General features: G+C 40.1%; 26 protein-coding genes and 1 pseudogene. 10 read left to right on the top strand and 17 right to left on the bottom strand.

The window, feature by feature from the left end:
* Positions 1–187: 187 nt before the first annotated feature.
* The 7 genes from HMPREF8578_RS04070 to HMPREF8578_RS04040 all read right to left on the bottom strand — a co-directional run bounded on the left by HMPREF8578_RS04070 (position 188) and on the right by HMPREF8578_RS04040 (position 5,612).
* Positions 188–793 carry a hypothetical protein gene (locus HMPREF8578_RS04070; protein ID WP_000182709.1) on the bottom strand — a complete coding sequence of 202 codons (606 nt, stop codon included), beginning with the start codon at positions 791–793 and terminating at the stop codon, positions 188–190.
* Positions 790–1,890 (bottom strand): type IV secretion system DNA-binding domain-containing protein, encoded by a 1,101-nt coding sequence (locus tag HMPREF8578_RS04065; protein ID WP_000203861.1) that lies wholly within the window; start codon positions 1,888–1,890, stop codon positions 790–792. The genes HMPREF8578_RS04070 and HMPREF8578_RS04065 overlap by 4 nt, the downstream gene beginning before the upstream one ends.
* Positions 1,890–2,210: a hypothetical protein gene (locus tag HMPREF8578_RS04060; RefSeq protein WP_000874694.1), complete on the bottom strand. Its 321-nt coding sequence runs from the start codon at positions 2,208–2,210 to the stop codon at positions 1,890–1,892. The genes HMPREF8578_RS04065 and HMPREF8578_RS04060 overlap by 1 nt, the downstream gene beginning before the upstream one ends.
* Before the next feature lie 200 nt (positions 2,211–2,410).
* Complete coding sequence (locus tag HMPREF8578_RS04055) at positions 2,411–2,860, bottom strand: RNA polymerase sigma factor (protein WP_000066889.1); 450 nt, start codon at positions 2,858–2,860, stop codon at positions 2,411–2,413.
* Between the two features lie 321 nt (positions 2,861–3,181).
* Positions 3,182–4,597, bottom strand: a complete 1,416-nt coding sequence (locus HMPREF8578_RS04050; protein ID WP_000667638.1) for a helix-turn-helix domain-containing protein — start codon at positions 4,595–4,597, stop codon at positions 3,182–3,184.
* A 50-nt stretch (positions 4,598–4,647) separates the two neighbouring features.
* Positions 4,648–4,986 (bottom strand): Cd(II)/Zn(II)-sensing metalloregulatory transcriptional regulator CadX, encoded by a 339-nt coding sequence (gene cadX / locus HMPREF8578_RS04045; protein WP_000711078.1) that lies wholly within the window; start codon positions 4,984–4,986, stop codon positions 4,648–4,650.
* A gap of 11 nt (positions 4,987–4,997) precedes the next feature.
* Positions 4,998–5,612 carry a CadD family cadmium resistance transporter gene (locus HMPREF8578_RS04040; protein ID WP_000615736.1) on the bottom strand — a complete coding sequence of 205 codons (615 nt, stop codon included), beginning with the start codon at positions 5,610–5,612 and terminating at the stop codon, positions 4,998–5,000.
* Positions 5,613–5,640: 28 nt separating this feature from the next.
* Here HMPREF8578_RS04040 and HMPREF8578_RS12650 point away from each other — a divergent pair, with 28 nt between their 5' ends.
* The gene (locus HMPREF8578_RS12650; protein WP_002892741.1) at positions 5,641–5,826 is read left to right on the top strand and encodes a hypothetical protein; all 186 of its coding nucleotides are present in this window, start codon (positions 5,641–5,643) and stop codon (positions 5,824–5,826) included.
* A 78-nt stretch (positions 5,827–5,904) separates the two neighbouring features.
* Here HMPREF8578_RS12650 and rpmG read toward each other — a convergent pair whose 3' ends face one another.
* From rpmG to HMPREF8578_RS04020, 4 genes are all read right to left on the bottom strand, one after another.
* Positions 5,905–6,054: a 50S ribosomal protein L33 gene (gene rpmG, locus HMPREF8578_RS04035; RefSeq protein ID WP_001265622.1), complete on the bottom strand. Its 150-nt coding sequence runs from the start codon at positions 6,052–6,054 to the stop codon at positions 5,905–5,907.
* Between the two features lie 15 nt (positions 6,055–6,069).
* Complete coding sequence (gene rpmF, locus HMPREF8578_RS04030) at positions 6,070–6,252, bottom strand: 50S ribosomal protein L32 (RefSeq protein ID WP_000290417.1); 183 nt, start codon at positions 6,250–6,252, stop codon at positions 6,070–6,072.
* A 148-nt stretch (positions 6,253–6,400) separates the two neighbouring features.
* Positions 6,401–6,601, bottom strand: a complete 201-nt coding sequence (locus HMPREF8578_RS04025) for a type II toxin-antitoxin system antitoxin (protein ID WP_000796544.1) — start codon at positions 6,599–6,601, stop codon at positions 6,401–6,403.
* Positions 6,602–6,603: 2 nt separating this feature from the next.
* A complete protein-coding gene (locus HMPREF8578_RS04020; protein ID WP_000136841.1) occupies positions 6,604–7,611 on the bottom strand; it encodes an SPFH domain-containing protein in 1,008 nt (335 codons plus the stop codon).
* 184 nt (positions 7,612–7,795) lie between these two features.
* Here HMPREF8578_RS04020 and ilvD point away from each other — a divergent pair, with 184 nt between their 5' ends.
* A complete protein-coding gene (gene ilvD, locus HMPREF8578_RS04015) occupies positions 7,796–9,499 on the top strand; it encodes a dihydroxy-acid dehydratase (RefSeq protein ID WP_000137343.1) in 1,704 nt (567 codons plus the stop codon).
* A 165-nt stretch (positions 9,500–9,664) separates the two neighbouring features.
* Here the strand turns inward: ilvD and HMPREF8578_RS04010 are convergent, their stop codons facing one another.
* The gene (locus tag HMPREF8578_RS04010; protein WP_001204050.1) at positions 9,665–10,006 is read right to left on the bottom strand and encodes a metal-sulfur cluster assembly factor; all 342 of its coding nucleotides are present in this window, start codon (positions 10,004–10,006) and stop codon (positions 9,665–9,667) included.
* Positions 10,007–10,129: 123 nt separating this feature from the next.
* Between HMPREF8578_RS04010 and HMPREF8578_RS04005 the strand changes: the two are divergent.
* The 7 genes and pseudogenes from HMPREF8578_RS04005 (at position 10,130) to HMPREF8578_RS03975 (ending at position 17,706) form a co-directional block, all read left to right on the top strand.
* Positions 10,130–10,971 (top strand): annotated as a pseudogene (locus tag HMPREF8578_RS04005) (helix-turn-helix domain-containing protein).
* A 197-nt stretch (positions 10,972–11,168) separates the two neighbouring features.
* Entirely contained in the window at positions 11,169–12,416 is a 1,248-nt protein-coding gene (locus HMPREF8578_RS04000; RefSeq protein ID WP_000770637.1) for an MFS transporter, read from the top strand.
* Positions 12,417–12,492: 76 nt separating this feature from the next.
* Positions 12,493–13,773, top strand: a complete 1,281-nt coding sequence (gene hisS, locus HMPREF8578_RS03995; RefSeq protein ID WP_000775838.1) for a histidine--tRNA ligase — start codon at positions 12,493–12,495, stop codon at positions 13,771–13,773.
* Between the two features lie 221 nt (positions 13,774–13,994).
* Positions 13,995–14,636 carry a CPBP family intramembrane glutamic endopeptidase gene (locus HMPREF8578_RS03990; protein ID WP_000771220.1) on the top strand — a complete coding sequence of 214 codons (642 nt, stop codon included), beginning with the start codon at positions 13,995–13,997 and terminating at the stop codon, positions 14,634–14,636.
* A 17-nt stretch (positions 14,637–14,653) separates the two neighbouring features.
* Entirely contained in the window at positions 14,654–14,872 is a 219-nt protein-coding gene (locus tag HMPREF8578_RS03985) for a hypothetical protein (RefSeq protein WP_000832176.1), read from the top strand.
* 151 nt (positions 14,873–15,023) lie between these two features.
* Entirely contained in the window at positions 15,024–16,787 is a 1,764-nt protein-coding gene (gene aspS / locus HMPREF8578_RS03980) for an aspartate--tRNA ligase (RefSeq protein ID WP_000830896.1), read from the top strand.
* Entirely contained in the window at positions 16,765–17,706 is a 942-nt protein-coding gene (locus HMPREF8578_RS03975) for a YitT family protein (RefSeq protein WP_000806284.1), read from the top strand. Before aspS ends, HMPREF8578_RS03975 begins: the two co-directional genes overlap by 23 nt.
* Positions 17,707–17,739: 33 nt before the next feature.
* On the opposite strand, the gene HMPREF8578_RS03970 is transcribed toward HMPREF8578_RS03975, so the two are convergent.
* The 5 genes from HMPREF8578_RS03970 to HMPREF8578_RS03945 form a co-directional block, all read right to left on the bottom strand.
* The gene (locus HMPREF8578_RS03970; RefSeq protein ID WP_001145428.1) at positions 17,740–18,726 is read right to left on the bottom strand and encodes a LacI family DNA-binding transcriptional regulator; all 987 of its coding nucleotides are present in this window, start codon (positions 18,724–18,726) and stop codon (positions 17,740–17,742) included.
* 9 nt (positions 18,727–18,735) lie between these two features.
* Positions 18,736–19,536, bottom strand: a complete 801-nt coding sequence (locus HMPREF8578_RS03965; protein WP_025168806.1) for a DUF1189 domain-containing protein — start codon at positions 19,534–19,536, stop codon at positions 18,736–18,738.
* Between the two features lie 297 nt (positions 19,537–19,833).
* Positions 19,834–20,676, bottom strand: a complete 843-nt coding sequence (locus HMPREF8578_RS03955; protein ID WP_001065656.1) for a sugar ABC transporter permease — start codon at positions 20,674–20,676, stop codon at positions 19,834–19,836.
* A 1-nt stretch (position 20,677) separates the two neighbouring features.
* A complete protein-coding gene (locus tag HMPREF8578_RS03950; protein WP_000431414.1) occupies positions 20,678–21,970 on the bottom strand; it encodes a carbohydrate ABC transporter permease in 1,293 nt (430 codons plus the stop codon).
* 128 nt (positions 21,971–22,098) lie between these two features.
* Entirely contained in the window at positions 22,099–23,370 is a 1,272-nt protein-coding gene (locus tag HMPREF8578_RS03945; RefSeq protein WP_000095461.1) for an extracellular solute-binding protein, read from the bottom strand.
* A gap of 473 nt (positions 23,371–23,843) precedes the next feature.
* On the opposite strand from HMPREF8578_RS03945, the gene malQ reads away from it, so the two are divergent.
* Complete coding sequence (gene malQ, locus HMPREF8578_RS03940; RefSeq protein WP_000747318.1) at positions 23,844–25,361, top strand: 4-alpha-glucanotransferase; 1,518 nt, start codon at positions 23,844–23,846, stop codon at positions 25,359–25,361.
* The last annotated feature ends 8 nt before the right edge of the window (positions 25,362–25,369 follow it).

Here is a 25,369-nt window from a genome sequence, read left to right as displayed (position 1 = left end):
TTTTGGGTTCTATTACTAAGGAGAAATGACAGGTCGTATGCAAAGTTTTTTTGAAAAAATTGAATTTTTTGTGATTATTGATTATTGATCTATTGGGGGTCGTAGTCACCCCAATAGGTCATGATAGAAAAGAATATAAAAAGGGGCTGTCTGGCTTTTGCTTAACGCAAGCCACAGCCCCAAGGGATTAACGTTTTTGTCCAGTGAACCACAATTGGTTACGAACTCGAATAGGAGAGGAGAAATAATAGTCTGCGTGTTGGCTGACGATTTCTTCTTTTAATTGTGCTTCCATCTCTTTTAGGATTTTTTGCCCTTGTTGGTCTCTAGGGACTTTTAGAAAAATAGTGATGGTATCTTTTCGTATATCTACGATACACTTACGAACAGCTCGGTTAAATCCGTTATGGATTGGGTTGATAGTAGTAACCGTCTGATGTTCAAGATTGCTTATCTTCTGTACTCGTTCACGCTGAAACAGGAAGTGTCGCAACAGAAAAGTGTGATAGACAGATTGGATATAGTTCCAAAGACTATCTGTTTTCAACCGTTGTATTATTTCTAATCCAACCAAAAATAAGGCAAGTAGAAGAGAAATAAGTGCAAATCCATGACAAACGGAACTAATGATATCCGTAATACTTTTGACCGTATCTAAATTGACAAACGTGATATTTGTTAATTGAACGGAAAGATAATTGAATAACCATCCAAATGCAGAACAGATAGGTGCAAATAGAAATAAATATAGTATGAGATTAAAACTTCTCATAAAGTAGGTTTTATTGGTCATAGAATACCTCGTTTAGTGTAGTAGGTTGGACAGAGTAAGGGCAGAACTTGGTAGGGATGTTCATTATCGATAACTTGAATGATACCTGTCCCATGTCCTATTGGAATAACAATACCCTCTGGGTCTAGGTCTGGAAATAAAAATTGAGTAGTTTTCTGATTGATATTTCCAATTTGCAACAATACGTTTAGCTGTTCCCTCACTGAAATTGGAATAGTATTGTGGTCAAAACGCTGGCTTACCAAAAACAGATGGATTTTGGTAGCACGTCCTAATAAGGAAATCTGTGAGAGTAGGGAGAAAAAGGCTTCTTTGATATTCTTATTGACTCCCTCTGATAGAGCGAGGACTTCATCAATAACAATAGTTAGATGGGTAAATTGATGATTGGGATTATCATACAAGATAGCTTGTCGTTTCTGAATGAGAGTTGCACACTGACTTAATTGTTCATTGACCTGTGAGACAAAATCTGATTTTGAACGGTTTTCAACAGGGTGTATAACAGCAACGTGATTTTCTCTTGCCCATCGACTTGGGGTATCAAATTTAGGGTCAATGATAATCAAGTCAGACATATGCTTTAGTACACTCAAGAAATAAGTGAGAGCGTACGATTTCCCAGAACCTGAATTTCCAGCAATAGCCCAGTGATTAACCTTATCTAAATTGAGTTCAAAGTACTTCATGATAGGGATTTTCCCCTGTGGCAAGCTAGCTGAAAACTTATCCAAATCTGGAATGACTAAACGTTCTGAAATTCCCTTTTTCCAAGGGAAAAATAATCCACGCTGAGTGTGTAAGTCATCTGTTTCTAGAGGGACAAAATAGGTAGCGTTTTGTTTTAGAAGCGTATATTGTGGATAAAGTGAAGCATTGGCAATCAGAAAGATTTTCTTGTACAAGTCATCATCAAGGATATAAGCACATGGTAGACGAGGGACAAAGATAAAGCCGTCTGCTTGAATAACAATATTAAAAGAATTGGTGTAGCTGGTTTCTCCCTGCATTAAAGCCCCCAGAGCCATGTTTAGGCTCTGGAGCAGGTAAGATTGCAGGTAAGATTGGTTCAGCATATCACGAGATTGTGAAGTCATTACCGAACCTCCTTGATACCATTTGCTTTGAAGTAGATGTTATATTTTACTTCGCAGGCTTGTAGTGTGTCAAATTGAATCATGGATTGAAAAGCTGGAAGCTCAATCGTTTCTTCAAATTTTACTTGGAAAGGGTCTTGCCCTTCCTGTACAAACCATGCTTTATAAGCTACGATTTCTCCGGTTGGTTTTCCTTCTTCAAACCGTTGTTGTGGTTCAAGTTCGGTACTAAGTGAGTAAATCGGTTGTTTTTGACTGATAATTTTATCAGCCAATGTAGTTGTATAACCACCTTTTGTGGTTTTCATTTTAAACGCCATAGGGCAAATCCTCCTTATGAATAAGAGATAGTGTGAATGCGACAGGCTCGGTTTGGGTCATGAGCTGGACTTTGTTTTTTAGGTTATCTGACCACCTCCTCATTACTAAGGAGAATGAGACAGCTAAACGCAAAGTTATTTGTTGAATTTTTAATTTTTTTTACAAAAAATCCAGTGACAGAGACACTGGATTTGAGGGATTAGCGGTAAGCTTTTAATAAAGGAGCTAATTTTTTTAGCGCTTTACAATAATGGGATTTAACAGTTACATCACTCATTTTCTTATAATGTTCAGTGATATAGCGAGCCGTTTCTTTATAGCTTGAACCTTGTTCCGCTATCATTTCAACAATCTTACTGTCAATTTCTGATAGGGATGCTTTAGCTTCACGAATAGCTTGTCTTAACTCCTCTAGGATTAAAGCTTCTTCGGGATTCAAATCAGAACTTGCAATGACATCATAACGTACAGACTTTTTGGCATTTTTGCTAGCTATTGTTTCGTCTTTGATTCGTCTATTGTGGTATCGGTCACGACGTTCTGCGTTACTTTGTTCTTGTTGAAGCAAACGAGTTACTTCATCCCAATTTTTAGCTTTAATAGCTTCTTTGATTTTACGCTCACGACGTTCTTGTACTTTATTACTCATAATGATGAGCTCCTTTCTGTCCTTTGGACAGAAGGAAACAAAATGAGCAAATATTGAACGCTGAGTATACCAAAAGGCACAACAAAGAAACAGCGAAACAATTCTATGCAAGACATGACCTTTATCGTCATGTCATCATATTTGTTTCAATCTGTCCTTTGATGGCCATCAATTTGGACTATTAAAATTTATATCAAGAGTTTTTCTTGATATATTCAGTATAAGGCGTAATGTTCTTTTATTTTTTACTTCTTTTTTTACTTCAATAGACTAATTTGTAAAACGAGGCGCAAAAAAAAGACTAGGCGATTCACCTAGTCTTTAAAGAGCAAATTTTCGTATCTCCTCTTCACTTAATAATTTAATAAAGGCCTGTTGTACGTTATCTAAAGCGTGAGCCATTGACAGCAACTCCTTATTTAATTGTTCTTGGAAATAGTATGTTACTTGGGTGTTATTAGTCAATAACCCCACAATATGGCGATTGACGCTTGTATTGTCTAAATTAATATCATATAGGTCAACTAAATCAATAAGGTCGATTTCGCTTAGTCCTTGAGCTGCAGCTTCTTCAATTCTTTTCTTATCCTCTAGTGAAAATCTTGTTGGCTCTAATTGAATAGTGTGCCTTTCTTGAATTGGTCTTGTTGCATAAGGGTTGGAAACCCAACTGATAATTTCATCAAAAGTTCTTTCCTCAGTCCTTTCTATATCATTGGATTGATAAATATTAATGCCTAGATTTGCCAACTCTTCTTTAGAATATTTTTGATATAACTCTGTGATATCCTTACCTTGACTGAGTAATTTCATATAGTCCTCATATATCTGTTTGAATTTCACTCCATCTATTTGTTGACCACCAGTCATACTAAACGAATAGGTTGTTCTTCCTTTTTGAGAAATAACTAATGGGACGGATGTAAGGTAAGATTTTGGAATATTCTCTTTATACATTCTCTCTAATATATCATTTACCATAAATCCGATATTAAACAAGGGATTTTCTTTGAGTTTTTTTATTAGATTAGGGATAATTTCTGTCGAAACATTATCATACCACCATTTATTGATGAGAGGATCAATGTTTTCTTGCCTAAATGTTGAGGGTATGTCATTTCCGCCTAATTCAAATAGGATACCACAGACATTAACTTCAAATGATTTAATTAAATTATCCCCTAACATCAACCAAAGAATATCAAACATTTCTTCAAAATCAATGACAGTCAATTCATTGATGGTACGGGTTCTAAAACTTCTAGCGGGGTTATAACTTTTTCCACCAACCCATACGTCAATGTCATCTTTCTTGTGAAAAGTATCCATTTCAGTTTCAGTAGAAATCATAAATCTTTTTCTTTGAATATTGAAATTTGCAAATGTCTTGGCAATACTTAGACAACTTGATTGGATTGAAATTAAATCATCACTCATGAAAGAATATAGTTTTTCATCTACAGCCTCTAAATCTCTATATAAAATAGAACTGAAAAAATAATGAAACAGATTCTCAATAAACTCATCTAACTCTCCAAAAACGATATACGTATAGCTCGAAGCGGTTAGAGCATTTAAATAAACTAACATCGAACTCGTAATTGGTCGCTTACCACTTTCAACTTGACTAACTTGACCTGCATTGCCTAGTTCGCTTTGTGTAATATTGTATTTTTTTCTTAAATTTTTGATACGAGTAGGTATTTCTTGTGAATAATTTTCTTCAAAAAATTTCATATATAATCCCCCTATAATCATGGAAAAGTAGAAAGTAGTAGAAATAGTTGTTATCCTAGTTGATTAAAAAAATCTCTGATTTCCTCATCTTTTATAAAATAATATATAATTTTCCCCTCTCTTCTAGTGTCCAAGATGTTTTGATTGGCTAGTTTACGAAGATGGTGGGAGGCAGATGCCATACTGAGATTTAATAAACAGGCTATATCGCAGACACAGAGTTCTTCGACGGCAAGGAGATAAAAGATGATATTTATCTGTTTATTATCGGTAAATTTTGATAAAATGCGAAGTGATTTTTGGACTTTTTCCTTTTCAAGGTAGTTCGTTGCGGTTGTAACATTTTGTTGATTTATAACATCCACTTGACAGATACTATCTTTTTTCATAATTTTTTCTCCTAGCCTAACACAGCCCATAGCATGTCAAAGCTGTTGTTTTCAATCAGGATATACATCCCCAATCCTAAATAGACAACGGCAATAAACCATCTGCTATATTTTTCCAAAGTTTCTCCAACAGAAGGGACTTGTGCTAATTTTTGTGCAGAAAAAACCAAGAGATAAATCATGACTAGAAAAGTAAGTAAAGTCACTATCAAATTCGCTAAATTTAAGGTGGTAAAATATGGGACAAAGACACCAATATTGTCAGCGCCACAACTTGCAAAAGTAATCATAGCGACTAGAAAAATCAGGTTTTTATTGTCTTTTCGCAAACCATCTTTTGCAATAGCTTCTCCATCAGAATCTCCTAAAAGCAAAACTTTGAGGCCTAGGAAAATTGGAATCAAACCGAGTAAACCTAAAATCTCTTTACTAGGAATATAATTTAAGACAAATGCAAAAAGCAAACTTAGGAATATTAGACTAACAGAGCCTAGAAATTGTCCTAAATAGATGTTAATGATGTCTTTTCTGCTTTTTCTTTTGGCAAAAAATAACATTAGGATAATAAGTAAGTCTACGGCTGTCCCAGAATACAGGATTATTGAAGTAACAACATTTTGAATCATAAAACACCTCATTCAAATATATTTTTGAATGTATTCTAACATTAAACTTTGTAGATGTCAACTTAAAATCCACCAAAATATAGATAAGAAGTTAGTGTACCAAATATTAAAAAGCCCTGCCATCGAAATGATAGCAGGGCTTAACTTCAATATCCAGATGATATATTTATCTAAAAAAGGTAGAGTAAAAGGTAGAGTTTTTATTGATTTGTAGTGCGATATAATGAGTTTCAAAAAATCAAAAATCGCTTAAAATCAATATTTTGACGTCTATTGACGTGTACTGAAACCCTTACTTAACCTCTGTAAACACAACGTGTTTGCGAAGTTTTGGTGAGTATTTCTTCAATTGAAGACGGTCTGGAGTGTTACGTTTGTTTTTAGAAGTAAGGTACAAGCGTTCACCAGATTCTTTGTGTTCAAGTGTAATATTTACGCGCATGGTATCTCCCTTCTATTATTCAGCTGATGCAGCTTTAGCGATTTTACGTCCTTTGTAGTATCCTTTAAGTGATACACGGTGAGAACGTGAGTAATCTCCAGTAGTTTCGTCAAAGTTTACAGATGGAGCTGTTACTTTGTAGTGGGTACGACGTTTGTTTTTCTTCGCTTTTGAAGTGCGACGTGCAGGTACTGCCATTTTGATTTCTCCTTTTAAGATATAATTCAGTTAGGTTTGATTTTCATCAACTTTAATAGTATATCAAAACTTTTTTGTAAAGTAAAGTTACTTGACAAAAAAAAGATGAAAAAATTCTCCTGTCCGATCTAGCAGACAGGAGAAGGTGTTAAATATCAATCTCAAATGGTTCGTCAATGGTTTCTGATACGTATTTTCCGTCTTTCTTCCGTTGTTTGACACATTCTGTGAGGAGATATTCGATTTGCCCATTGACTGAACGAAAGTCGTCTTCTGCCCATGATGCGAGTGCAGCGTATAACTTTGTTGAGAGTCGAAGGGGAATCTGCTTTTTTTTAGCTTCAGCCATCTTTAGTAAAGACTTCCTGCGTTGACAATTGGTTGTGCATCATGATTGCCACAGAGAACGACTAGGAGATTTGAAACCATGGCAGCTTTTCGTTCTTCGTCAAGTTCTACCAATTCTCCTTCATTGAGACGTTCTAGTGCCATTTCAACCATTCCCACAGCGCCGTCTACAATCATCTTACGGGCATCAATAATGGCAGATGCTTGTTGGCGTTGAAGCATAACAGCTGCAATTTCTGGTGCATAAGCTAGATAAGTGATACGTGCTTCAAGGATTTCCAAGCCAGCATCTTCTACGCGACTTTGGATTTCTTCACGAATACGTTTAGCTACAATCTCACTAGAACCGCGGAGGCTTCCTTCATCGGCTTGCCCATCACCTGTAGTGTCCACATTAGGAGACACATCGTAAGGATAAATGCGGACAATATTACGAAGGGCGCTATCACACTGCAATGAGAGATATTCTTTATAGTTATCAACGTTGAAGACTGCTTTGGCTGTATCGACAACTCTCCAAGTTACCGCGATACCGATTTCTACGGGATTTCCTAGACAATCATTGATTTTTTGGCGAGAATTGCTCAAAGTCATAACTTTGAGGGAAATCTGTTTCTTGCCAATTTCAAGGTTTACATCATTGCCATTTGATGATTTCATTCCTGAAAAAGGAGATTTCGTGCTAACATCCCCACTTTGTCCAAGTCGAGTGTGGTTTGCAGGGTTAACTGCTACGCTGAAGGGATTGACAAAGTAAAAACCAGGTTCTTTGATGGTACCTGTATAGTTACCAAAGAGTGTCAGAACCAGAGCTTCCTGAGGTTTGACAACTTTTAAACCAGCATGAGCTAGACCTGCAATTAAGCTTAATAAAAGACCGATAATAATTCCAAAAACGTTTTCCGAACCAGCACCCATTATAAATATAAAGATACCAAGTACGAGTGTCAACTCAATGAGAATCAATGCGAATACACCATTTGGTTTTGAATTGATTAGTTTTTCAGTCATAAGAATGACCTCCTGCTATATGATATCTAAATGATATCACTTTGTTTTAGAAAGTCAAGAAATAAATGTAACATTATTAAAGAAAATATTACTGTATAGAATTTTCTGAAAATTCAAGAATTTTCTTCTGTTCATTGCTTTTAAAATGTGCTATAATAGTAAAAACTGAAACGGGAGGGATAAGATGACTGAATTAGATAAACGTCACCGCAGTAGCATTTATGACAGCATGGTTAAATCACCAAACCGTGCTATGCTTCGTGCGACTGGTATGACAGATAAGGACTTTGAAACACCGATTGTGGGAGTGATTTCGACTTGGGCGGAAAATACGCCATGTAACATCCACTTGCATGATTTCGGGAAATTAGCTAAAGAAGGTGTCAAATCTGCAGGTGCTTGGCCTGTACAGTTTGGAACCATTACCGTAGCGGACGGGATTGCCATGGGAACGCCTGGTATGCGTTTCTCTTTGACATCACGTGATATCATCGCAGACTCAATCGAAGCTGCTATGGGTGGTCACAACGTGGATGCCTTTGTCGCTATCGGTGGCTGTGACAAGAACATGCCTGGTTCTATGATTGCCATTGCCAATATGGATATTCCAGCTATTTTCGCCTATGGTGGTACTATTGCACCGGGAAATCTTGATGGCAAAGACATTGACTTGGTTTCTGTCTTTGAGGGAATCGGAAAATGGAACCACGGTGACATGACAGCTGAGGATGTGAAACGTCTCGAATGTAATGCCTGCCCTGGCCCTGGTGGCTGTGGTGGTATGTATACAGCTAATACCATGGCGACTGCTATCGAAGTTCTCGGTATGAGTTTGCCAGGATCTTCATCTCACCCAGCTGAATCAGCCGACAAGAAAGAAGACATCGAAGCAGCAGGACGTGCTGTTGTTAAGATGCTGGAGCTTGGTCTCAAACCATCTGATATCTTGACTCGTGAAGCCTTTGAAGATGCCATCACTGTAACGATGGCTCTCGGTGGTTCTACAAATGCCACTCTTCACTTGCTTGCCATTGCCCATGCGGCTAATGTTGATTTGTCACTTGAGGACTTCAATACAATCCAAGAACGTGTGCCTCACTTGGCCGACTTGAAACCATCTGGTCAGTATGTCTTCCAAGACCTTTACGAAGTCGGTGGTGTCCCTGCGGTTATGAAATATCTCTTGGCAAATGGTTTTCTTCATGGCGACCGTATCACATGTACTGGTAAGACAGTCGCTGAAAACTTGGCTGACTTTGCAGACCTTACACCAGGCCAAAAAGTCATTATGCCACTTGAAAATCCAAAACGTGCAGACGGTCCGCTTATCATCTTGAATGGGAACCTTGCCCCTGATGGCGCGGTTGCTAAAGTATCAGGTGTGAAAGTGCGTCGCCACGTTGGACCAGCTAAGGTCTTTGACTCAGAAGAAGATGCTATCCAGGCTGTTCTGACAGATGAAATCGTTGATGGCGATGTAGTTGTTGTCCGTTTCGTTGGGCCTAAGGGTGGTCCTGGTATGCCTGAGATGCTATCCCTTTCATCCATGATCGTTGGTAAAGGTCAAGGAGACAAGGTTGCCCTCTTGACGGATGGTCGTTTCTCTGGTGGTACTTATGGTCTGGTTGTCGGACATATCGCTCCTGAAGCTCAGGATGGTGGACCGATTGCTTACCTTCGTACAGGGGATATCGTTACAGTTGACCAAGATACTAAAGAAATTTCCATGGCCGTATCCGAAGAAGAACTTGAAAAACGCAAGGCAGAAACAACCTTGCCACCACTTTACAGTCGTGGTGTTCTTGGTAAATATGCCCACATCGTATCATCCGCTTCTCGTGGAGCCGTGACAGACTTCTGGAATATGGACAAGTCAGGTAAAAAGTAAACTCATACTCTTCGAAAATCTCTTCAAACCACGTCAACGTCGCCTTGCCGTACTCAAGTACAGCCTGTGGCTAGTTTCCTAGTTTGCTCTTTGATTTTCATTGAGTATCAAAAAGCAAGCCATCTTCGGCTTGCTTCTTTTTATCTTCAAAAGTGATTTGCCTCATTAACGAGGTGGCAGTCCGAGGGCAATGCGTCCGTAGCGACTGATTCGTGTGATCTTCCATGCAGGAGACCAGGTAACTTCAACCTTGACATCTTCGATACCCTCGATTTGTTTTAGACCTGCGACGATTTCGATAGGTAGGCTTTCGGCGCAATCACAGGCAGTATCGGTGAAGGTCATGACAATCTTGCAGAGACCTGTTTCATCTAGATTGATTTCATAAATCAGCCCTAGATTGTAAACATCCAATTCCACATCTGTATCAAAAACCTTCTCTAATTTATCGATAATTTGGTCTTGCAAGGCTAAAGCGCGGTCATTGATTTTGATATCGTCTCTCATAACAGTCCCTCCACGTGATAAATATCCTCTATTTTCTCATAATTCTGACAATTTGGCAAGTTTTTGATGAATTTTCTGAAAAATATGATAAAATGAAGAAAATACGGAATCAAGGGGAAGTCTATGGAGCAGATTGGAAAAGTCTTTAGACAATTACGAGAGTCAAGAAATATCTCGCTGAGACAAGCAACTGGGGGACAATTTTCGCCGTCCATGTTGTCCCGATTTGAAACAGGTCAGAGTGAGCTTTCGGTGGAAAAGTTTCTATTTGCCCTAGAAAATATATCTGCTAGTGTAGAGGAAATCCTCTTTCTGGCGAGAGGTTTTCAGTATGATACAGATTCGGAGTTGAGAAAAGAAATCACAGATGTTTTGGATTTAAAGAATATAGCACCTCTTGAGGACTTATATCGCAAGGAGTATCAAAAGCATGCCCATTCTCAAAACAAACAGAAACATATTCTAAATGCCATCATTATCAAGTCTTATATGAAGAGTATGGATGAAACGGTTGAGTTAACGGCAGAGGAAGGGAAAGTCCTTCATGACTACTTGTTTTCTACTGAGATTTGGGGAATCTATGAACTCAATTTGTTCTCAGTCAGTTCTCCGTTCTTGTCTGTTTCTCTTTTTACTAGATATGTACGAGAAATGGTCCGCAAATCCGATTTTCTAATGGAAATCGGAACCTTTTTCACACCATGCTACTGAATGGTTTTTTAGCCAGCATTGAGTGTGAAGAATTTACCAATGCCTCTTATTTTAAACGTGTTATCGAAGACCATTTCTACAAGGAAAACGAGACCTATTTCCGAATTGTCTATTTGTGGGCGGAAGGTCTCCTTGATAGCAAGCAAGGCAGAGTTAAGGAAGGACAAAAAAAGATGGAAGATGCTGTCCGTATTTTTGAGATGCTTGGCTGTAACAAATCTGCCGAATACTATAGAAATACACCCGATTGTTGAATATCTGCAAACTAAGAAAATAATTTGAAATTTTAAGCGATAGAACTTTTGACTACTCTCAGGTCGTTACAAAAGTTCTATCGTTTCTTTGCTCATTTTGTGTGTTGCATATATTCAAAAGTTTTCCCTTTCAATTTCTAAGTGCTATACTATAGTCATACTTCATATAGGGATTATAACAAGAAGGGAGATTACCTATGAAACTATTGTTTAGAAATCAAGCTTATCGACTCTTGACTTTGTCGCGCTTCTTCAATGCCTTTGGTGCTTCGATTTTTAACCTGGTATTTATCGTTTATGCATCGACCTTGCCACAAGCCTCTTTTGCTGTTGCTATGGCGAATATTGTCATGATTCTTCCGACTCTCTTTACAGTTTTTGTAGGGATTCGGGCAGATTACACAAGGGACAAGGTCAAATGGATGGTCTATAGCGGTTTGTTTCAGGCGGTTTTATTTTTTCTGGCAGCCCTAGTTGTTCAGCAAGCTAGTCTCTTTGCCTTTTCTAGCCTGTGTTTGATCAATGTCATCAGTGATGTGATCAGTGATTTTGCTGGTGGTTTGCGAATGCCTCTCGTTAAGGAAAAAGTAGCTGAAGAGGATCTGATGGAAGCTTATTCTTTTTCCCAGTTTATCACCTATATTTCAGCTATTGGTGGTCAAGCTTTTGGAGTTTGGCTCTTAGGTCTATCGATCAACAATTTTTCCCTTGTTGCGGGAATCAATGCCTGCTTTTTCCTAGTATCAGTCTTTATTCTCTTTTTAGGAAAAAGCAAATTGAGTCTGTCAATGTCATCTGCTGATGGTGAAAAACTAAAAAATGAGAAGCTTTCTATCAAAGACCAGTTCCTAACAATTTACCGAAATTTACGTCTCGTTTTTCTTAAAGGTGGACAGAAAAACTTTGGTTTCATGATCTTTGCTGTCTTGCTTATTAATGCCTTGGGTGGGGCTTTAGGAAGCATCTATAACATCTTCTTTTTGAGCCATTCTCTCTTGAATTTTTCTTACACAGAGGCACTATTTATCAATCAATTCTGTGTTTTAGTAGCAATCATCATCAGTAGCCTTACGGGCAATGATTATTTTGGGAAGCAGTCCTTGCCTAGATTGATGATGTGGGCTACCGTAGGGCTCACTCTAATTGGTCTGGCTAACGTATTCAATCAAGTCGTGCTTGGTTTGCTATTTCTATTTTTAACTCTGTATGTGTCTGGCAAAGTTCAACCAAAGATTAGTGCCATGCTCATGAAAAATCTAGCTCCAGAGGTTCTAGCTCGTACCAGTAATTTTTTAGGTTTATTATTTACCTTATCCATACCTGTGGGAACAGCTTGTTTTTCACTAGTAGCCGTATGGAATATACAGTTGACTTGGATGCTATTTGTTGGTCTTTCCTTCCTGGCTATTCTTTTGACAAGTCTTAATCTCAAAAATGATATCTAAATCCTTATTTTTTCTCACTGTTTTAATCCCTCTATTTATGGTAAAATAAGACTATTAAGTTTAAAGAGGATTCCCTATGAAATTACAAAAACCAAAAGGAACGCAGGATATCTTGCCTGCTGAGTCTGCCAAGTGGCAGTACGTTGAGGGCTTTGCCCGTGAAATTTTCAAGCGCTATAACTATGCAGAAGTGCGCACGCCTATTTTTGAGCATTACGAGGTCATCAGCCGTTCTGTCGGAGATACAACGGATATCGTAACCAAAGAAATGTACGATTTTTACGATAAGGGAGACCGTCATATTACCCTTCGTCCAGAAGGAACAGCGCCCGTTGTCCGTTCTTATGTGGAAAATAAACTTTTCGCCCCAGAAGTGCAAAAGCCAAGTAAGTTCTATTACATGGGACCTATGTTCCGTTATGAGCGTCCGCAAGCAGGTCGTTTGCGTCAGTTCCACCAGATTGGTGTTGAGTGTTTTGGCTCTAGCAATCCAGCTACCGATGTGGAAACCATCGCTATGGCAGCCCATTTCTTGAAAGAAATCGGCATTAAAGGTGTGAAATTGCATCTTAACACTCTGGGAAATCCTGAGAGCCGTGCGGCCTATCGTCAAGCCTTGATCGACTATTTGACACCGCTCAAGGAGACCTTGTCTAAGGATAGCCAACGTCGCTTGGAGGAAAATCCTCTCCGTGTCTTGGACTCTAAGGAAAAAGAAGACAAGGAGGCAGTAGAGAATGCGCCGTCTATCTTGGATTTCCTTGATGAAGAAAGCCAGGCTCACTTTGATGCTGTGCGTCAGATGTTGGAAAATCTTGGAGTAGATTACATCATTGATACCAATATGGTGCGTGGTCTGGACTACTACAACCACACGATTTTCGAGTTCATCACTGAGATCGAGGGCAATGACTTGACGGTCTGTGCGGGTGGTCGCTACGATGGTTTGGTTGCCTACTTTGGTGGTCCTGAGACTGCTGGATTTGGATTTGGTCTTGGTGTAGAGCGCCTGCTTCTCATTCTTGAAAAGCAAGGTGTGGCCCTTCCTATTGAAAATGCCCTAGATGTTTATATCGCAGTTTTGGGTGAAGGAGCAAATGTCAAGGCCTTGGAATTGGTACAAGCCCTTCGCCAACAAGGATTCAAAGCAGAACGTGACTACCTCAACCGGAAGCTCAAAGCTCAGTTCAAGTCAGCCGATGTCTTTGCGGCTAAGATTCTCATTACTCTCGGAGAGAGCGAAGTCGAAAGCGGACAAGTGACAGTTAAGAACAACCAAACTCGAGAAGAAGTTCAAGTGTCACTTGATGCTATCAATCAAAATTTCTCAGAAATCTTTGAAAAATTAGGCTTTTAATGGTAGAAAAACTGGCCAGGACCTTACTCCTGACCCTCTTTTTCCTAGGATTAACATTGCTTTTGCTTGCTTAAAAATATCTTTATAAAATCATTACTACCGTTTCTATTTTTGCAAGAGGAATTCGCTTATTATCCCTTTTGGTTGCGACTGTATTCCACATTTTTATCAAAATGATGCGAATAACAATGCTAAGTCTTCATTTCAAATAGGAGTCTTTTATGAAATTACTTAAAAATCTTGGCTGGTTTCTTCTAGCTGTTCTATCCTTTTTCTTTGGCTATGGTCTGGTTCAGAGTATGGCTTTATCAGCGCTTGACCTAGGGGCTTCAATCTTTGGAGTCTTGCCACTTTATGTCGCCCTGTCAGGGGCCTATGTTTATGGAGTTTACAGATGGTATCAGAAAGAAAAGGTTAGCATCCAGACGACGGTTTTTAATCGTTATATCTGGTTGCCTACTCTGGTTTTGCTAGTGGCGATTATAGCTCAGTTCTTTTTGCCAGAAGATCCGTCAGTCAATCAACAAATCGTATCACAATTGACAGTTGCTCAGCCTGTCTTTGGTTTCTTTATGGTAGTGGTCTTTGCTCCTCTGACGGAAGAACTAATCTTTAGAGGGATGCTGGCGCGTTATCTCTTTCCTAAGCAGAACAACAGCAAACAGACAGCTCTGTTTCTCCTCGTATCGAGTGTGCTTTTTGCCTTGATTCATTTTCCAGGGACTTTGCAACAGTTTTTAGTTTATGCTAGTCTGGGATTGAGTTTGGGTCTGGCTTATGTGAGTCGAAAAGGTCTTCTTTACAGCATTTCTCTCCACGCTTTGAATAATTTAATCGGCTTTTTGATGATACTCATGCTATAATAGAGTCAGGAGGTCACATGAAACGAGTAATTTTATTAGCAGTGATACAGGCGGTCGTTCTCTTCTTTATCATCGGGGCACTTGCCTATGCCTTTAAAGGCGACTTCTTTTACAACTATCTAGCAGTTGTCTTTGCGCCTATTGCAGGTGTCTTGCGTTTTGCTTCGGCTTATGCGACGGAGATTGTTCTACCTAAAAAGGCAGCCGAGATTGCTGAAAAGCGTAAAAAAGGTTAAGAATCATAATCAGAGGATCCGATGACGTTTTCATCGGATTTTTTGTCTGTTCGTTTTGATTTCTAAAGACAATCAAACTTTTCTGCTGATTTTCATGAAGAGCCTGCGCTTTTATGGTAAAATAGTAACAGAATAAAAGAGGAGAGAAAACATGAAACGTAGTATGTATGCTGGTCGTGTTCGTGAGGAACACATCGGACAAGAAATTACCTTGAAAGGATGGGTTGGCCGTCGTCGTGACCTTGGTGGTTTGATCTTTATCGACCTTCGTGACCGTGAAGGGATCATGCAGTTGGTTATCAACCCTGAAAAAGTATCTGCAGAGGTCATGGCAACGGCTGAAAGTCTTCGTAGCGAATTTGTCATTGAGGTGACTGGACAAGTCGCTGCGCGTGAACAGGCAAATGATAAATTACCGACTGGTGCGGTTGAGTTGAACGTGACAGCTCTGACAGTGCTTAATACAGCTAAAACAACGCCTTTTGAGATTAAAGATGGGATTGAGGCCAATGACGATACACGTTTGCGTTACCGTTACCTTGACCTTCGTCGTCCAGAGATGCTAGAAAACCTTAAGCTTCGTGCCAAGGTGACCCACTCTATCCGTAATTACTTGGATGAGTTGGAGTTTATCGATGTGGAGACGCCATTCCTTTCGAAATCAACGCCAGAAGGGGCGCGTGACTATTTGGTACCATCTCGTGTCAATAAAGGGCACTTCTACGCTCTTCCTCAGAGCCCACAAATCACTAAGCAACTCTTGATGAATGCTGGATTTGACCGTTACTACCAAATCGTCAAATGTTTCCGTGATGAAGACTTGCGTGGAGACCGTCAGCCTGAGTTTACCCAGGTCGACTTGGAAACGTCATTCCTTAGTGAGCAAGAAATCCAAGATATTACAGAAGGCTTGATTGCGCGCGTGATGAAGGAAACAAAAGGCATCGAAGTAACGCTTCCATTTCCTCGTATGAAATACGACGATGCGATGGCTCTTTATGGTTCTGATAAACCTGATACTCGTTTTGACATGTTGCTTCAGGACTTGACAGAAGTTGTCAAGGGGGTTGATTTTAAAGTCTTTTCAGAAGCACCTGCTGTAAAAGCTATTGTAGTCAAAGGAGCTGCAGACAACTACTCACGTAAAGACATCGACAAGATGACCGAAGTAGCCAAACAGTACGGAGCTAAAGGTCTTGCTTGGGTCAAGGTTGTTGATGGAGAATTAAATGGACCAGTTGCCAAGTTCTTAACTGGTATCCAAGCAGAATTGACTGCAGCACTTGATCTTGAAGATAAGGACTTGGTTCTCTTTGTGGCAGATACGCTTGAGGTAGCCAATGCAACACTTGGTGCCCTTCGTGGACGTATTGCCAAAGAGCTGGGCTTGATTGATAATGATAAGTTCAACTTCCTTTGGGTGGTTGATTGGCCAATGTTTGAATGGTCTGAAGAAGAAGGTCGCTACATGAGCGCCCACCATCCATTTACTCTTCCACAGGAAGAAACAGCTCACGAATTAGAAGGTGATTTGGCTAAGGTTCGTGCCATTGCTTACGATATCGTCTTGAACGGTTATGAGCTTGGTGGTGGTAGTCTTCGTATCAACCAAAAAGACCTTCAAGAACGCATGTTCAAAGCACTTGGTTTTTCAACTGAAGAAGCAAATGACCAGTTTGGTTTCCTTCTTGAAGCCATGGACTATGGTTTCCCACCACACGGTGGTTTAGCTATCGGTCTTGACCGTTTTGTGATGCTCTTAGCAGGAGAAGAGAATATCCGTGAAGTCATTGCCTTTCCTAAGAACAATAAGGCAACCGACCCAATGACACAAGCTCCATCAACAGTCGCTCTCAAACAACTAGAGGAACTCAGCTTACAAGTAGAAGAAGATGAAACAAGCAAAACGAATTAAGCGGTGGCGCTATTATCTGCGTCGCTTTGCTTATCAGATAAAAATCTTACGAGTTTTACAAAGTATCTCTCAGGAAAAATATGATGAGAAAGTATCGGCTTCTCTGGTGTATGGCTTTCTGTCAGCGGTAGCAGTCAATTTCTTTTTTCAACCAGGACACGTTTACTCCAGTGGGGCGACGGGTCTGGCACAGATTATCTCTGCCTTGAGTCATCACTGGTTTGGTTTTTACATTCCGATATCGCTAACCTTTTATGCTATCAATTTTCCGTTGATGATTTTGGCTTGGTATCAGATTGGGCATAAGTTTACAATCTTTACCTTCATCACAGTATCCATGAGTTCCCTCTTTATCCAGATTGTACCAGTTGTGACCTTGACAGAGGATCCCATTATCAATGCCCTTTTTGGGGGTGTTGTCATGGGCTTGGGGATTGGTTTTGCGCTCCGTAACAATATTTCTAGCGGAGGTACAGATATCGTCAGTCTCACCATTCGAAAGAAAACAGGGAGAAATGTCGGTAGTATTTCTTTCCTGGTAAATGGAACCATCATGCTGATAGCAGGTTTGACCTTTGGTTGGAAATACGCCCTCTACTCCATGATTACTATCTTTGTCTCCAGTCGTGTGACAGACGCGGTCTTTACAAAGCAAAAACGTATGCAGGCCATGATTGTGACCAATAATCCTGACAAGGTAATCGCAAAAATTCATAAAAAATTGCACCGCGGAGCAACTATGATCCACGATGCAGAAGGAACCTATAATCATGAGAGAAAAGCAGTCTTGATTACGGTTATCACACGAGCAGAGTTTAATGATTTTAAACACATCATGAAACAGGTCGATCCGACAGCCTTTGTCTCTGTATCTGAAAATGTCCACATCCTAGGACGATTCGTAGAAACAGACAATTAATAATACTCAAAAGACCAGCCTTGAGGCTGGTCTTTATTTTTCGATAATTTTGTGTCCAATCAACTGGCGGTAACAAATCTGTTTATTGTTTTTAGCATCGTTGATGATCTGGAGAATGGTTTCAAAGGAAACGCGCCCAAGTTCCAGGCTATTGATGTCCACATAAGCTACGAGGTCAAGTCGAGGATTGACAGAGTCGAAACTCAAGACAGGAACAGTTAACTGATGCTTACTGATGTAGTCACAAACCCCTTCTGCAAGGAGACTGTCAGTTGTAATAATAGCGTCAATCTGTGGATCGTGATTGAACAGGAGTTCACTGAACTGATACCCTTTTTCTTCTAGAAATTCGGTTGCAAAGTAGGTTAAGTTGGTATCAATCGGAAGTTGGTGTTGTTTGAGTGCGGACTCATAGCCAGTTAGACGATCTTGCGTTACGAAGAGTCGCTTTGTACCCCCGATAAAGGCAATTCGTTTGCATCCTTTTTTGATGAAATACTCTGTCGCATCAAAGCCCGCTTGTACATTGTCATTATCAACAAGAGGGATAAAGGGTGAAGTAGATTTTCCGAGAATGAGGAAAGGGAACTGCTCATCAGCTACTAGTTTGACCAGAGGGTCTTCTTCCTCGGCGTAGAGGAAAATCAAACCGTCAACACGCTTGCCATAAACCATCTGAGAAATCGCATTGAGACGTTCTTTCTCATCTTTCCCCGTTGCAATCTGGATAGCGTAGTGGTTTTCAGACGCGACTTGGGCAATCCCTCGTAGGACAGATGGAAAGAAAGGATTTTGGTAGAAGGCATCCGAGTCGTCAGGGAGCACCAAGCCGATAACTTGAGTATAGCTACTTACCAAGCTACGAGCATTGAGATTGGGATGGTAGTTGAGCTCTTTCATTGCCTTGCGAACTCGTTTTTTGGTTTCATCACTAATCGTTGATTTGTTTTGAATAACGCGGGTTACAGTTGAAGGTGAGACACCTGCAGCCTTGGCCACATCTTTAATCGTAACGGGCATAAAAATCTCCTATTTATGATAATCTGGATCGCGGTAATGTGTTTTATAAAAGATGGTGACCAGATAAAGAACAAAAAGAATGTTTTGTACAGTGATAAGGGTTGTCATATTTTGGCCAAAAAGTCCCAAAATAAGCGTAATCAAAGTTGGTAATCCTAAACAGTTCAAGATAAAATGGTAGCACTCTTTAAAGGTCCTAAATGAAAAGAGGCGTGATTTTTTGGTGATATAAAGGAGGAGACTAGCTCCAAGAGAGACAATGAAGAAATTCAATCCAAAGAGGAAGCTAGCACCAAGAACGAGAAAGAGACTGATATAGACCCGATTTTGTTGGTACCAATCTTTAGAAATGGCTTGGGTTAGATCTTCCTTACTCTGGAAACTCTCCGTTTGAATCGCGTGGTAGCGAATGCGAGTCAGTTCCTTACTTTCCTTGCTGATGACGAGTTCTTCCGTATCAAAATGAAGTTGCAAGTCCTTTGGCAATTCCTTGCTTTGGCTCGGGCCAATCAAAAGAGAAGGCTGCTGATTCTTCGTACCTGAGTAGTTCAGCTTTCCATCAACGATTTGTGCATTCTCTGACAAGTCCATGATGGCTTCATCTGTCAGTGGAGTGTAGACATTATCGATAAAGGTATCCAGTGGATACGTTTCCTGTGAGCTGTTTTGAATGGCGATCGGAACCATAGACAAACTGATGAGGAAAATGCTCGTAAAGAGAAGCTGAAACCAGTTGAGGCCGAAACGTTTTGATAGGGGTTTGCGAAATCCCCAGATACTAGAGAAATACGAGAATGGATATGGAAGCATAGGCATCTTTCTAAAAGTGTTTTCTATATGAGTATTATTATATAGAGAAATGTGCTTTATTTCAAGTCTAGGAGATAAATTGCTTGCTTCAAGAATAGTTTTATAGTCACAAGCTCTAATACTCAATGAAAATCAAAGAGCAAACTAGGAAGCTAGCCGCAGGTTGCTCAAAGCACTGCTTTGAGGTTGTAGATAAGACTGACGAAGTCAGTTACATATATCTACGGCAAGGCGAAGCTGACGTGGTTTGAAGAGATTTTCGAAGAGTATAAAATGAAAAAGGGTGGCGGGGATAAATTATCCCTTGTCGCCACCACTTGTAAGTCCTGAAACAAAGTTCTTTTGTAGGAAGAAGAAGAGAATACAGATTGGAAGGGCGATGAGGATAGCACCTGCTGAGAAGTAGGCAATCTTCAAGTTTTTCACATTGCTGACAAAGGTCTGTAGACCAACGGCAACTGTAAAGTATTCTTTCTCACGAAGCAAGAAACTAGAGAGGATATAGTCTCCGAAAGGTCCCATGAAGGCCCAGAGCGCTTGTACTGCAACCATTGGGCGAACGAGTGGGAGAACAATTTGCCAGAAGCGACGGAAGTGTCCTGCACCATCTAGTTTTGCTGATTCATCAAGAGACATCGGTACTGTGTCGAAGTAGCCTTTCATCAACCAAGCATTCATCGGGATACCACCACCGACATATAGGAAGATGAGGAACCAGCTTTGGTTAAGGGCGTTCAACATAAGGGCCATAACGAAGAAGGCTGTCAAAGCGGCCATAGTTGGCACCATTTGGATGATCAAGAAGAAGACCAAACTTTGTTTACGAGCCAAGAAGTTGTAACGGCTGTAGGCATAACCAGCAAGTACGATGATACTTGTTTGAACAGCCATTGTAATCAAGGCGATAATCAAAGTGTTGAGGTACCAAGTGCCGTACAAGGTTTCAGTGAAGAGCCCTTGGAAGTTGGCAAAGCTAAAGTCGACGTTAGCATCTAGTTTAAAAGCTACGACGTTACCAGTCTTGAAGGCTGACATAATGGTAATCAAAAGTGGATAGATAATCACGATTGAAAGACCAATCAAGTAGAGGTAAGTGAGGGTTTGAGTCAGTCTACGTTTGAGTTTGATTGAGTTATTCATCTTAGACGTCCTCCATATCAAATGCATGTAGTTTCTTGAATGCGATCATAGAGATAGAGATGACAATGATAGAGATGATTAAGGTAACAGCTGCCGCCATAGAGTATTGAGGAGATGTACCTGTTGTCAAACGATAAATCCATGAGATCAAGATATCAGTTGAACCGGCTCCACCACCAACGCTACCAGGACCTCCGCCGTTGAAGAGGTACATGATAGAGAAGTTGTTAAAGTTGAAGGTGTATTGGCTGATCAATGTTGGTGCTGCAACAGCCAAAATCATAGGGAAAGTGATGTTGCGGAATTTTTGCCAAGCATTGGCACCATCGATGTAAGCCGCTTCGTAGAGGTCGTTAGGAATCGACTGCAAGATACCCAAAGTCAAAACATAGATGTATGGGAATCCTAGCCAACCTTGCATCATAATCAAGGCAATCTTCGTCCAAGTTGGGTCTGTTTTCCAAGGGATAAGAGCACCGTCAAGGAAAGGAAGAACCTTAGCCAAGATAGGCAATACTTGAGTGTTGATCGCTCCGACACTATCGTTAAACATGTTTGAGAATGTCAAGATAGTGATGAAGGCTGGAACAGCCCAAGGAAGAAGGAAAATAACACCAAAGATACGTTTTCCTTTGATAAATGGTTGGTTAGCAATGATAGCGGTGAAGATACCAATCACAATCTGCAAAGTAGAAGCAGACAAGGCCCAGATGATGGTCCAAGAAAGAACCGCACCGAAGGCTGAACGGAAGGTACTTAAGCTCCAGATGTTTGTAAAGTTAGTCAAACCAACCCAGTCCAACAATTTGTTTGGTGGCAAGTGTTGGAAGTCATAGTTGGTAAAGGCAATCATCAAGGTTACGATAACTGGGAAGATAATCGCAAATGTCATCGCTACATACGATGGGATAATCAAAAGATATGGGAAACCATTCTCATAAATACCTTTGATCATATCTTTAAAAGTACGTGGGACAGGAATTCCATTGTTAATACGTTTTGCGATTGTATGTGCATCTTTAATATTTGAGAAATAAAAGAGCACATAAACGACTACAAAGATTAAATGGAAGGCACCACGAATCAGCATAAAGAGGGAATTATCACGACCTGGCTTGTCACCAAGAGTGATCAAATTGTGCAATTCCGGCGCAGCAAGTGCTAGGAAATAAAGAACAAATACGATAGTTACACCAAGGAAGATAAAACCTTTGGCCTTTTGTTTATTGTAAATCTGTCCTAACCCAGGAATCACTGAAAGCAAGGCTGCTTTGCTAGGTTGTTGGTTTTCCATGAATACTCCTTTCATAGGATACGAGATTGAAGTTTGTCTCCAATCACTAGATAGGCAACTGCAATCATTCGTAAATTTATAAAATCAAAGGGGGATTTGTATTCTCCCCCCCCTTGTAACGAATTCAATTATTCACCAAATTTTTGTTTGATTGTTTCTTTGATCAATGTTACAGCATCGTTAGCAGCTGTCTTAGCATCTTTTTTACCACTTACAGCGTCAAAGAGCATAGTTTTAGCTGGATCCCAAACTGCTGACATTTGAGAAATGTTTGGCATTGGTTGAGCGTTCTTGAACTGTTTGATAACAGCTGTTGTCAACTCATCGTTTTTACCTTCAGCGTACGAACGAGCTTCAGTGTTAGCTGGGATTTCGTTAGTTGCATCGTAGAATGCTTTTTGTTGTTCAGTTGAAACAAGGAAGTCTACAAATTTTTGTGCAGCTTCAAGGTTCTTAGTGCTTGATGGGATGATCCAAGCTTTACCACCACCGAATGGTGTGTATTCTTTACCATTTGGAAGAGTTGGAATAGTAGCAACACCGTAGTTTACTTTAGCATCTTTGAATGCTTGAGCTTTCCAAGGTCCATCGATGATAGCAGCTGTTTTACCTTCTTGGAATTGAGTTTGGATCAAGTTTGCAGCACCTTCAGTATCTTGCATACCTTTAGGCCATTTTTCATACCAAGATTTAGCGTAGTTGACACCAGTGATAGAACCGTCGTTTGCAAGACCGATGTCTTTAGCGTCTTTACCGTTTTGTCCGAATACGTAACCACCGTTACCAGCAAGAAGTCCATATGCGTAGTAGAAGTTTGTCCAGTCAGCTAGGAATGCAGTAGTTTTGCCATCTTCACCAGCGAAAGCGTATTTGCTGTCTTTAGCAAGTTCTTCTAATTCAGCAAAAGTTTTTGGAGCTTCTTTAAGCAAGTCTTTGTTGTAGTACATAACAAGTGACTCAATAACGGCAGGAGCACCGTAAACTTTACCGTCAGCAGCTGTTACAAGAGATTTAGTCTTATCATCTGTTTTAGCGCCGTCGCTCAAAGTAACTTCTGAAAGTTGTCCGTCAGTACCAAGGCTACCTACGCGGTCGTATGGTGCCATCATAACGTCAGCAGCTTGACCTGATTGGTTGTCAAGAGAAAGTTTGTCAAGTCCACCAAGTTGGTCACCTGATTTGATGTTAACTTTTGTACCTGATTCTTTTTCATAAGCTGCAGCAACTTTTTCAGCGTAGGCTTTGTATTGGTCTTCAACGTAGAAAGTGATTTCTTTTGCTTCAGATGAGCTAGTATCAGCTGCTTTATCAGCAGTTTTGCTTCCGCAAGCCACCAAAAGTAAGCTAGCAAGAGTAGCAGTTCCGAGCACAGCAGCGCTCTTCATGAATTTAGATGACATAGTGTATTCCTCCTAAAGAATAACAAAAATAATTTAATGAGAAAACGCAAACGTTTTCTTTTACGAACTTAGTATAGCACAAATAGAAAACGGTTGCAAGCTTTTTTAGCAAAAATTTTAAAAAAATTTTAAGGTTTCAAACATTTGTTAAAGCCTATATATAGGAAAGAACTTAAAATGTTTGTTTTTTTGAATTGAAAATATATTAGGAAAACGATTGCGTAAATTCGGCTCGGTTTTTCAGAAAATAGAGCAGATATTGGGAATGAATTATCTTAAATCAGAAAATCTTTAAAATTTTTTCGCTTATTTCATAAAATATCAGTGGCAACAAGTTTTGTTTGATTAAAATAATTCAAAAAAATTTTTTAAAAACGCTTGCATTTGTTTTTGAAATGCGTTATACTTAAATTAACGCAAACGTTTGCGCCTTAATTGCGCAACGTTTTATAACAAACACATGAGGTGCTATTATGAAAAAACGTCAAAGTGGTGTGTTGATGCACATCTCTTCTCTGCCAGGAGCATACGGGATTGGATCATTTGGCCAGACTGCCTATGATTTCGTTGATTTCTTGGTTCGTACCAAGCAACGTTACTGGCAAATCCTCCCTCTTGGGACAACAAGCTATGGAGATTCTCCATACCAATCATTCTCAGCCTTTGCTGGAAATACGCATTTTATCGACCTTGATATCTTGGTAGAGCAAGGCTTGCTCGAAGCCAGTGATCTTAAAGGTGTTGACTTTGGTAGCGATGCATCTGAAGTTGACTATGCGAAGATTTATTATGCACGTCGTCCGCTTTTAGAAAAAGCAGTCAAACGCTTCTTGGAAGTGGGTGATGTCAAAGATTTTGAGAAGTTTGCTAAAGATAACCAATCATGGCTCGAACTCTTCGCAGAATATATGGCTATCAAAGAGCATTTTGACAATCTTGCTTGGACAGAATGGCCAGATGCAGATGCTCGTGCGCGTAAAGCTTCAGCACTTGAAAGCTACCGTGAGAAATTGGCAGACAAGTTGGTTTACCACCGTGTGACTCAATACTTCTTCTTCCAACAATGGTTGAAATTGAAAGCTTACGCTAACGATAACCACATCGAAATCGTTGGGGACATGCCTATCTATGTAGCGGAAGATTCAAGCGACATGTGGGCAAATCCACATCTCTTCAAGACAGATGCCAATGGTAAAGCAACTTGCATCGCAGGATGCCCACCAGATGAGTTTTCTGCCACTGGTCAACTTTGGGGCAACCCAATCTATGACTGGGAAGCAATGGACAAAGACGGTTACAAATGGTGGGTTGAACGCTTGCGCGAAAGCTTCAAGATCTACGATATCGTTCGTATCGATCACTTCCGCGGTTTCGAATCTTACTGGGAAATTCCTGCTGGATCCGATACAGCAGCACCTGGTAAGTGGGTGAAAGGTCCAGGGTACAAACTCTTCGCAGCCGTTAAGGAAGAGCTTGGTGAGCTAAACATCATCGCGGAAGACCTTGGTTTCATGACAGATGAAGTCATCGAGTTGCGTGAACGTACTGGCTTCCCAGGAATGAAGATTCTTCAGTTTGCCTTCAACCCAGAAGACGAAAGTATCGATAGCCCACACTTGGCACCTGCCAACTCTGTTATGTACACAGGAACACACGATAACAATACGGTTCTTGGTTGGTACCGTAATGAAATCGACGATCCAACTCGTGAATACATGGCTCGTTATACGAACCGTAAAGAGTATGAAACAGTGCCACACGCAATGCTTCGCACAGTTTTTTCATCTGTTAGCTTCATGGCTATTGCAACTATGCAAGACTTGCTAGAACTAGATGAGTCAGCTCGTATGAACTTCCCATCTACTCTTGGCGGAAACTGGTCATGGCGTATGACAGCAGACCAACTCACACCAGCTGTTGAAGAAACTTTGCTTGATTTGACTACAATTTATCGCCGAATCAATGAAAATTTGGTAGAATTAAAGAAATAAGACATTAT

The organism is Streptococcus oralis ATCC 49296, from assembly GCF_000185265.1.
GTDB classification, from domain to species: domain Bacteria; phylum Bacillota; class Bacilli; order Lactobacillales; family Streptococcaceae; genus Streptococcus; species Streptococcus oralis_BC.
Note: the sequence above shows the minus strand (reverse complement) of the source record. Positions and strands in the feature narration are given on the sequence as shown.

Bases quoted from the DNA above. Each gene is read 5' to 3' on its own strand.
- rpmG (WP_001265622.1), bottom strand. From the start codon at position 6,054: ATGCGCGTAAATATTACACTTGAACACAAAGAATCTGGTGAACGCTTG.
- HMPREF8578_RS04025 (WP_000796544.1), bottom strand. From the start codon at position 6,601: ATGGCTGAAGCTAAAAAAAAGCAGATTCCCCTTCGACTCTCAACAAAG.
- aspS (WP_000830896.1), top strand. From the start codon at position 15,024: ATGAAACGTAGTATGTATGCTGGTCGTGTTCGTGAGGAACACATCGGA.
- HMPREF8578_RS04020 (WP_000136841.1), bottom strand. From the start codon at position 7,611: ATGACTGAAAAACTAATCAATTCAAAACCAAATGGTGTATTCGCATTG.
- HMPREF8578_RS03975 (WP_000806284.1), top strand. From the start codon at position 16,765: ATGAAACAAGCAAAACGAATTAAGCGGTGGCGCTATTATCTGCGTCGC.
- HMPREF8578_RS03990 (WP_000771220.1), top strand. From the start codon at position 13,995: ATGAAATTACTTAAAAATCTTGGCTGGTTTCTTCTAGCTGTTCTATCC.
- HMPREF8578_RS03985 (WP_000832176.1), top strand. From the start codon at position 14,654: ATGAAACGAGTAATTTTATTAGCAGTGATACAGGCGGTCGTTCTCTTC.
- HMPREF8578_RS03950 (WP_000431414.1), bottom strand. From the start codon at position 21,970: ATGGAAAACCAACAACCTAGCAAAGCAGCCTTGCTTTCAGTGATTCCT.
- HMPREF8578_RS04050 (WP_000667638.1), bottom strand. From the start codon at position 4,597: ATGAAATTTTTTGAAGAAAATTATTCACAAGAAATACCTACTCGTATC.
- HMPREF8578_RS03965 (WP_025168806.1), bottom strand. From the start codon at position 19,536: ATGCTTCCATATCCATTCTCGTATTTCTCTAGTATCTGGGGATTTCGC.
- HMPREF8578_RS04000 (WP_000770637.1), top strand. From the start codon at position 11,169: ATGAAACTATTGTTTAGAAATCAAGCTTATCGACTCTTGACTTTGTCG.
- HMPREF8578_RS04070 (WP_000182709.1), bottom strand. From the start codon at position 793: ATGACCAATAAAACCTACTTTATGAGAAGTTTTAATCTCATACTATAT.
- HMPREF8578_RS04010 (WP_001204050.1), bottom strand. From the start codon at position 10,006: ATGAGAGACGATATCAAAATCAATGACCGCGCTTTAGCCTTGCAAGAC.
- HMPREF8578_RS12650 (WP_002892741.1), top strand. From the start codon at position 5,641: ATGTATTCTAACATTAAACTTTGTAGATGTCAACTTAAAATCCACCAA.
- malQ (WP_000747318.1), top strand. From the start codon at position 23,844: ATGAAAAAACGTCAAAGTGGTGTGTTGATGCACATCTCTTCTCTGCCA.
- HMPREF8578_RS03970 (WP_001145428.1), bottom strand. From the start codon at position 18,726: ATGCCCGTTACGATTAAAGATGTGGCCAAGGCTGCAGGTGTCTCACCT.
- HMPREF8578_RS04060 (WP_000874694.1), bottom strand. From the start codon at position 2,210: ATGGCGTTTAAAATGAAAACCACAAAAGGTGGTTATACAACTACATTG.
- rpmF (WP_000290417.1), bottom strand. From the start codon at position 6,252: ATGGCAGTACCTGCACGTCGCACTTCAAAAGCGAAGAAAAACAAACGT.
- HMPREF8578_RS04055 (WP_000066889.1), bottom strand. From the start codon at position 2,860: ATGAGTAATAAAGTACAAGAACGTCGTGAGCGTAAAATCAAAGAAGCT.
- ilvD (WP_000137343.1), top strand. From the start codon at position 7,796: ATGACTGAATTAGATAAACGTCACCGCAGTAGCATTTATGACAGCATG.
- HMPREF8578_RS03955 (WP_001065656.1), bottom strand. From the start codon at position 20,676: ATGAATAACTCAATCAAACTCAAACGTAGACTGACTCAAACCCTCACT.
- cadX (WP_000711078.1), bottom strand. From the start codon at position 4,986: ATGAAAAAAGATAGTATCTGTCAAGTGGATGTTATAAATCAACAAAAT.
- hisS (WP_000775838.1), top strand. From the start codon at position 12,493: ATGAAATTACAAAAACCAAAAGGAACGCAGGATATCTTGCCTGCTGAG.
- HMPREF8578_RS04065 (WP_000203861.1), bottom strand. From the start codon at position 1,890: ATGACTTCACAATCTCGTGATATGCTGAACCAATCTTACCTGCAATCT.
- HMPREF8578_RS03945 (WP_000095461.1), bottom strand. From the start codon at position 23,370: ATGTCATCTAAATTCATGAAGAGCGCTGCTGTGCTCGGAACTGCTACT.
- HMPREF8578_RS04040 (WP_000615736.1), bottom strand. From the start codon at position 5,612: ATGATTCAAAATGTTGTTACTTCAATAATCCTGTATTCTGGGACAGCC.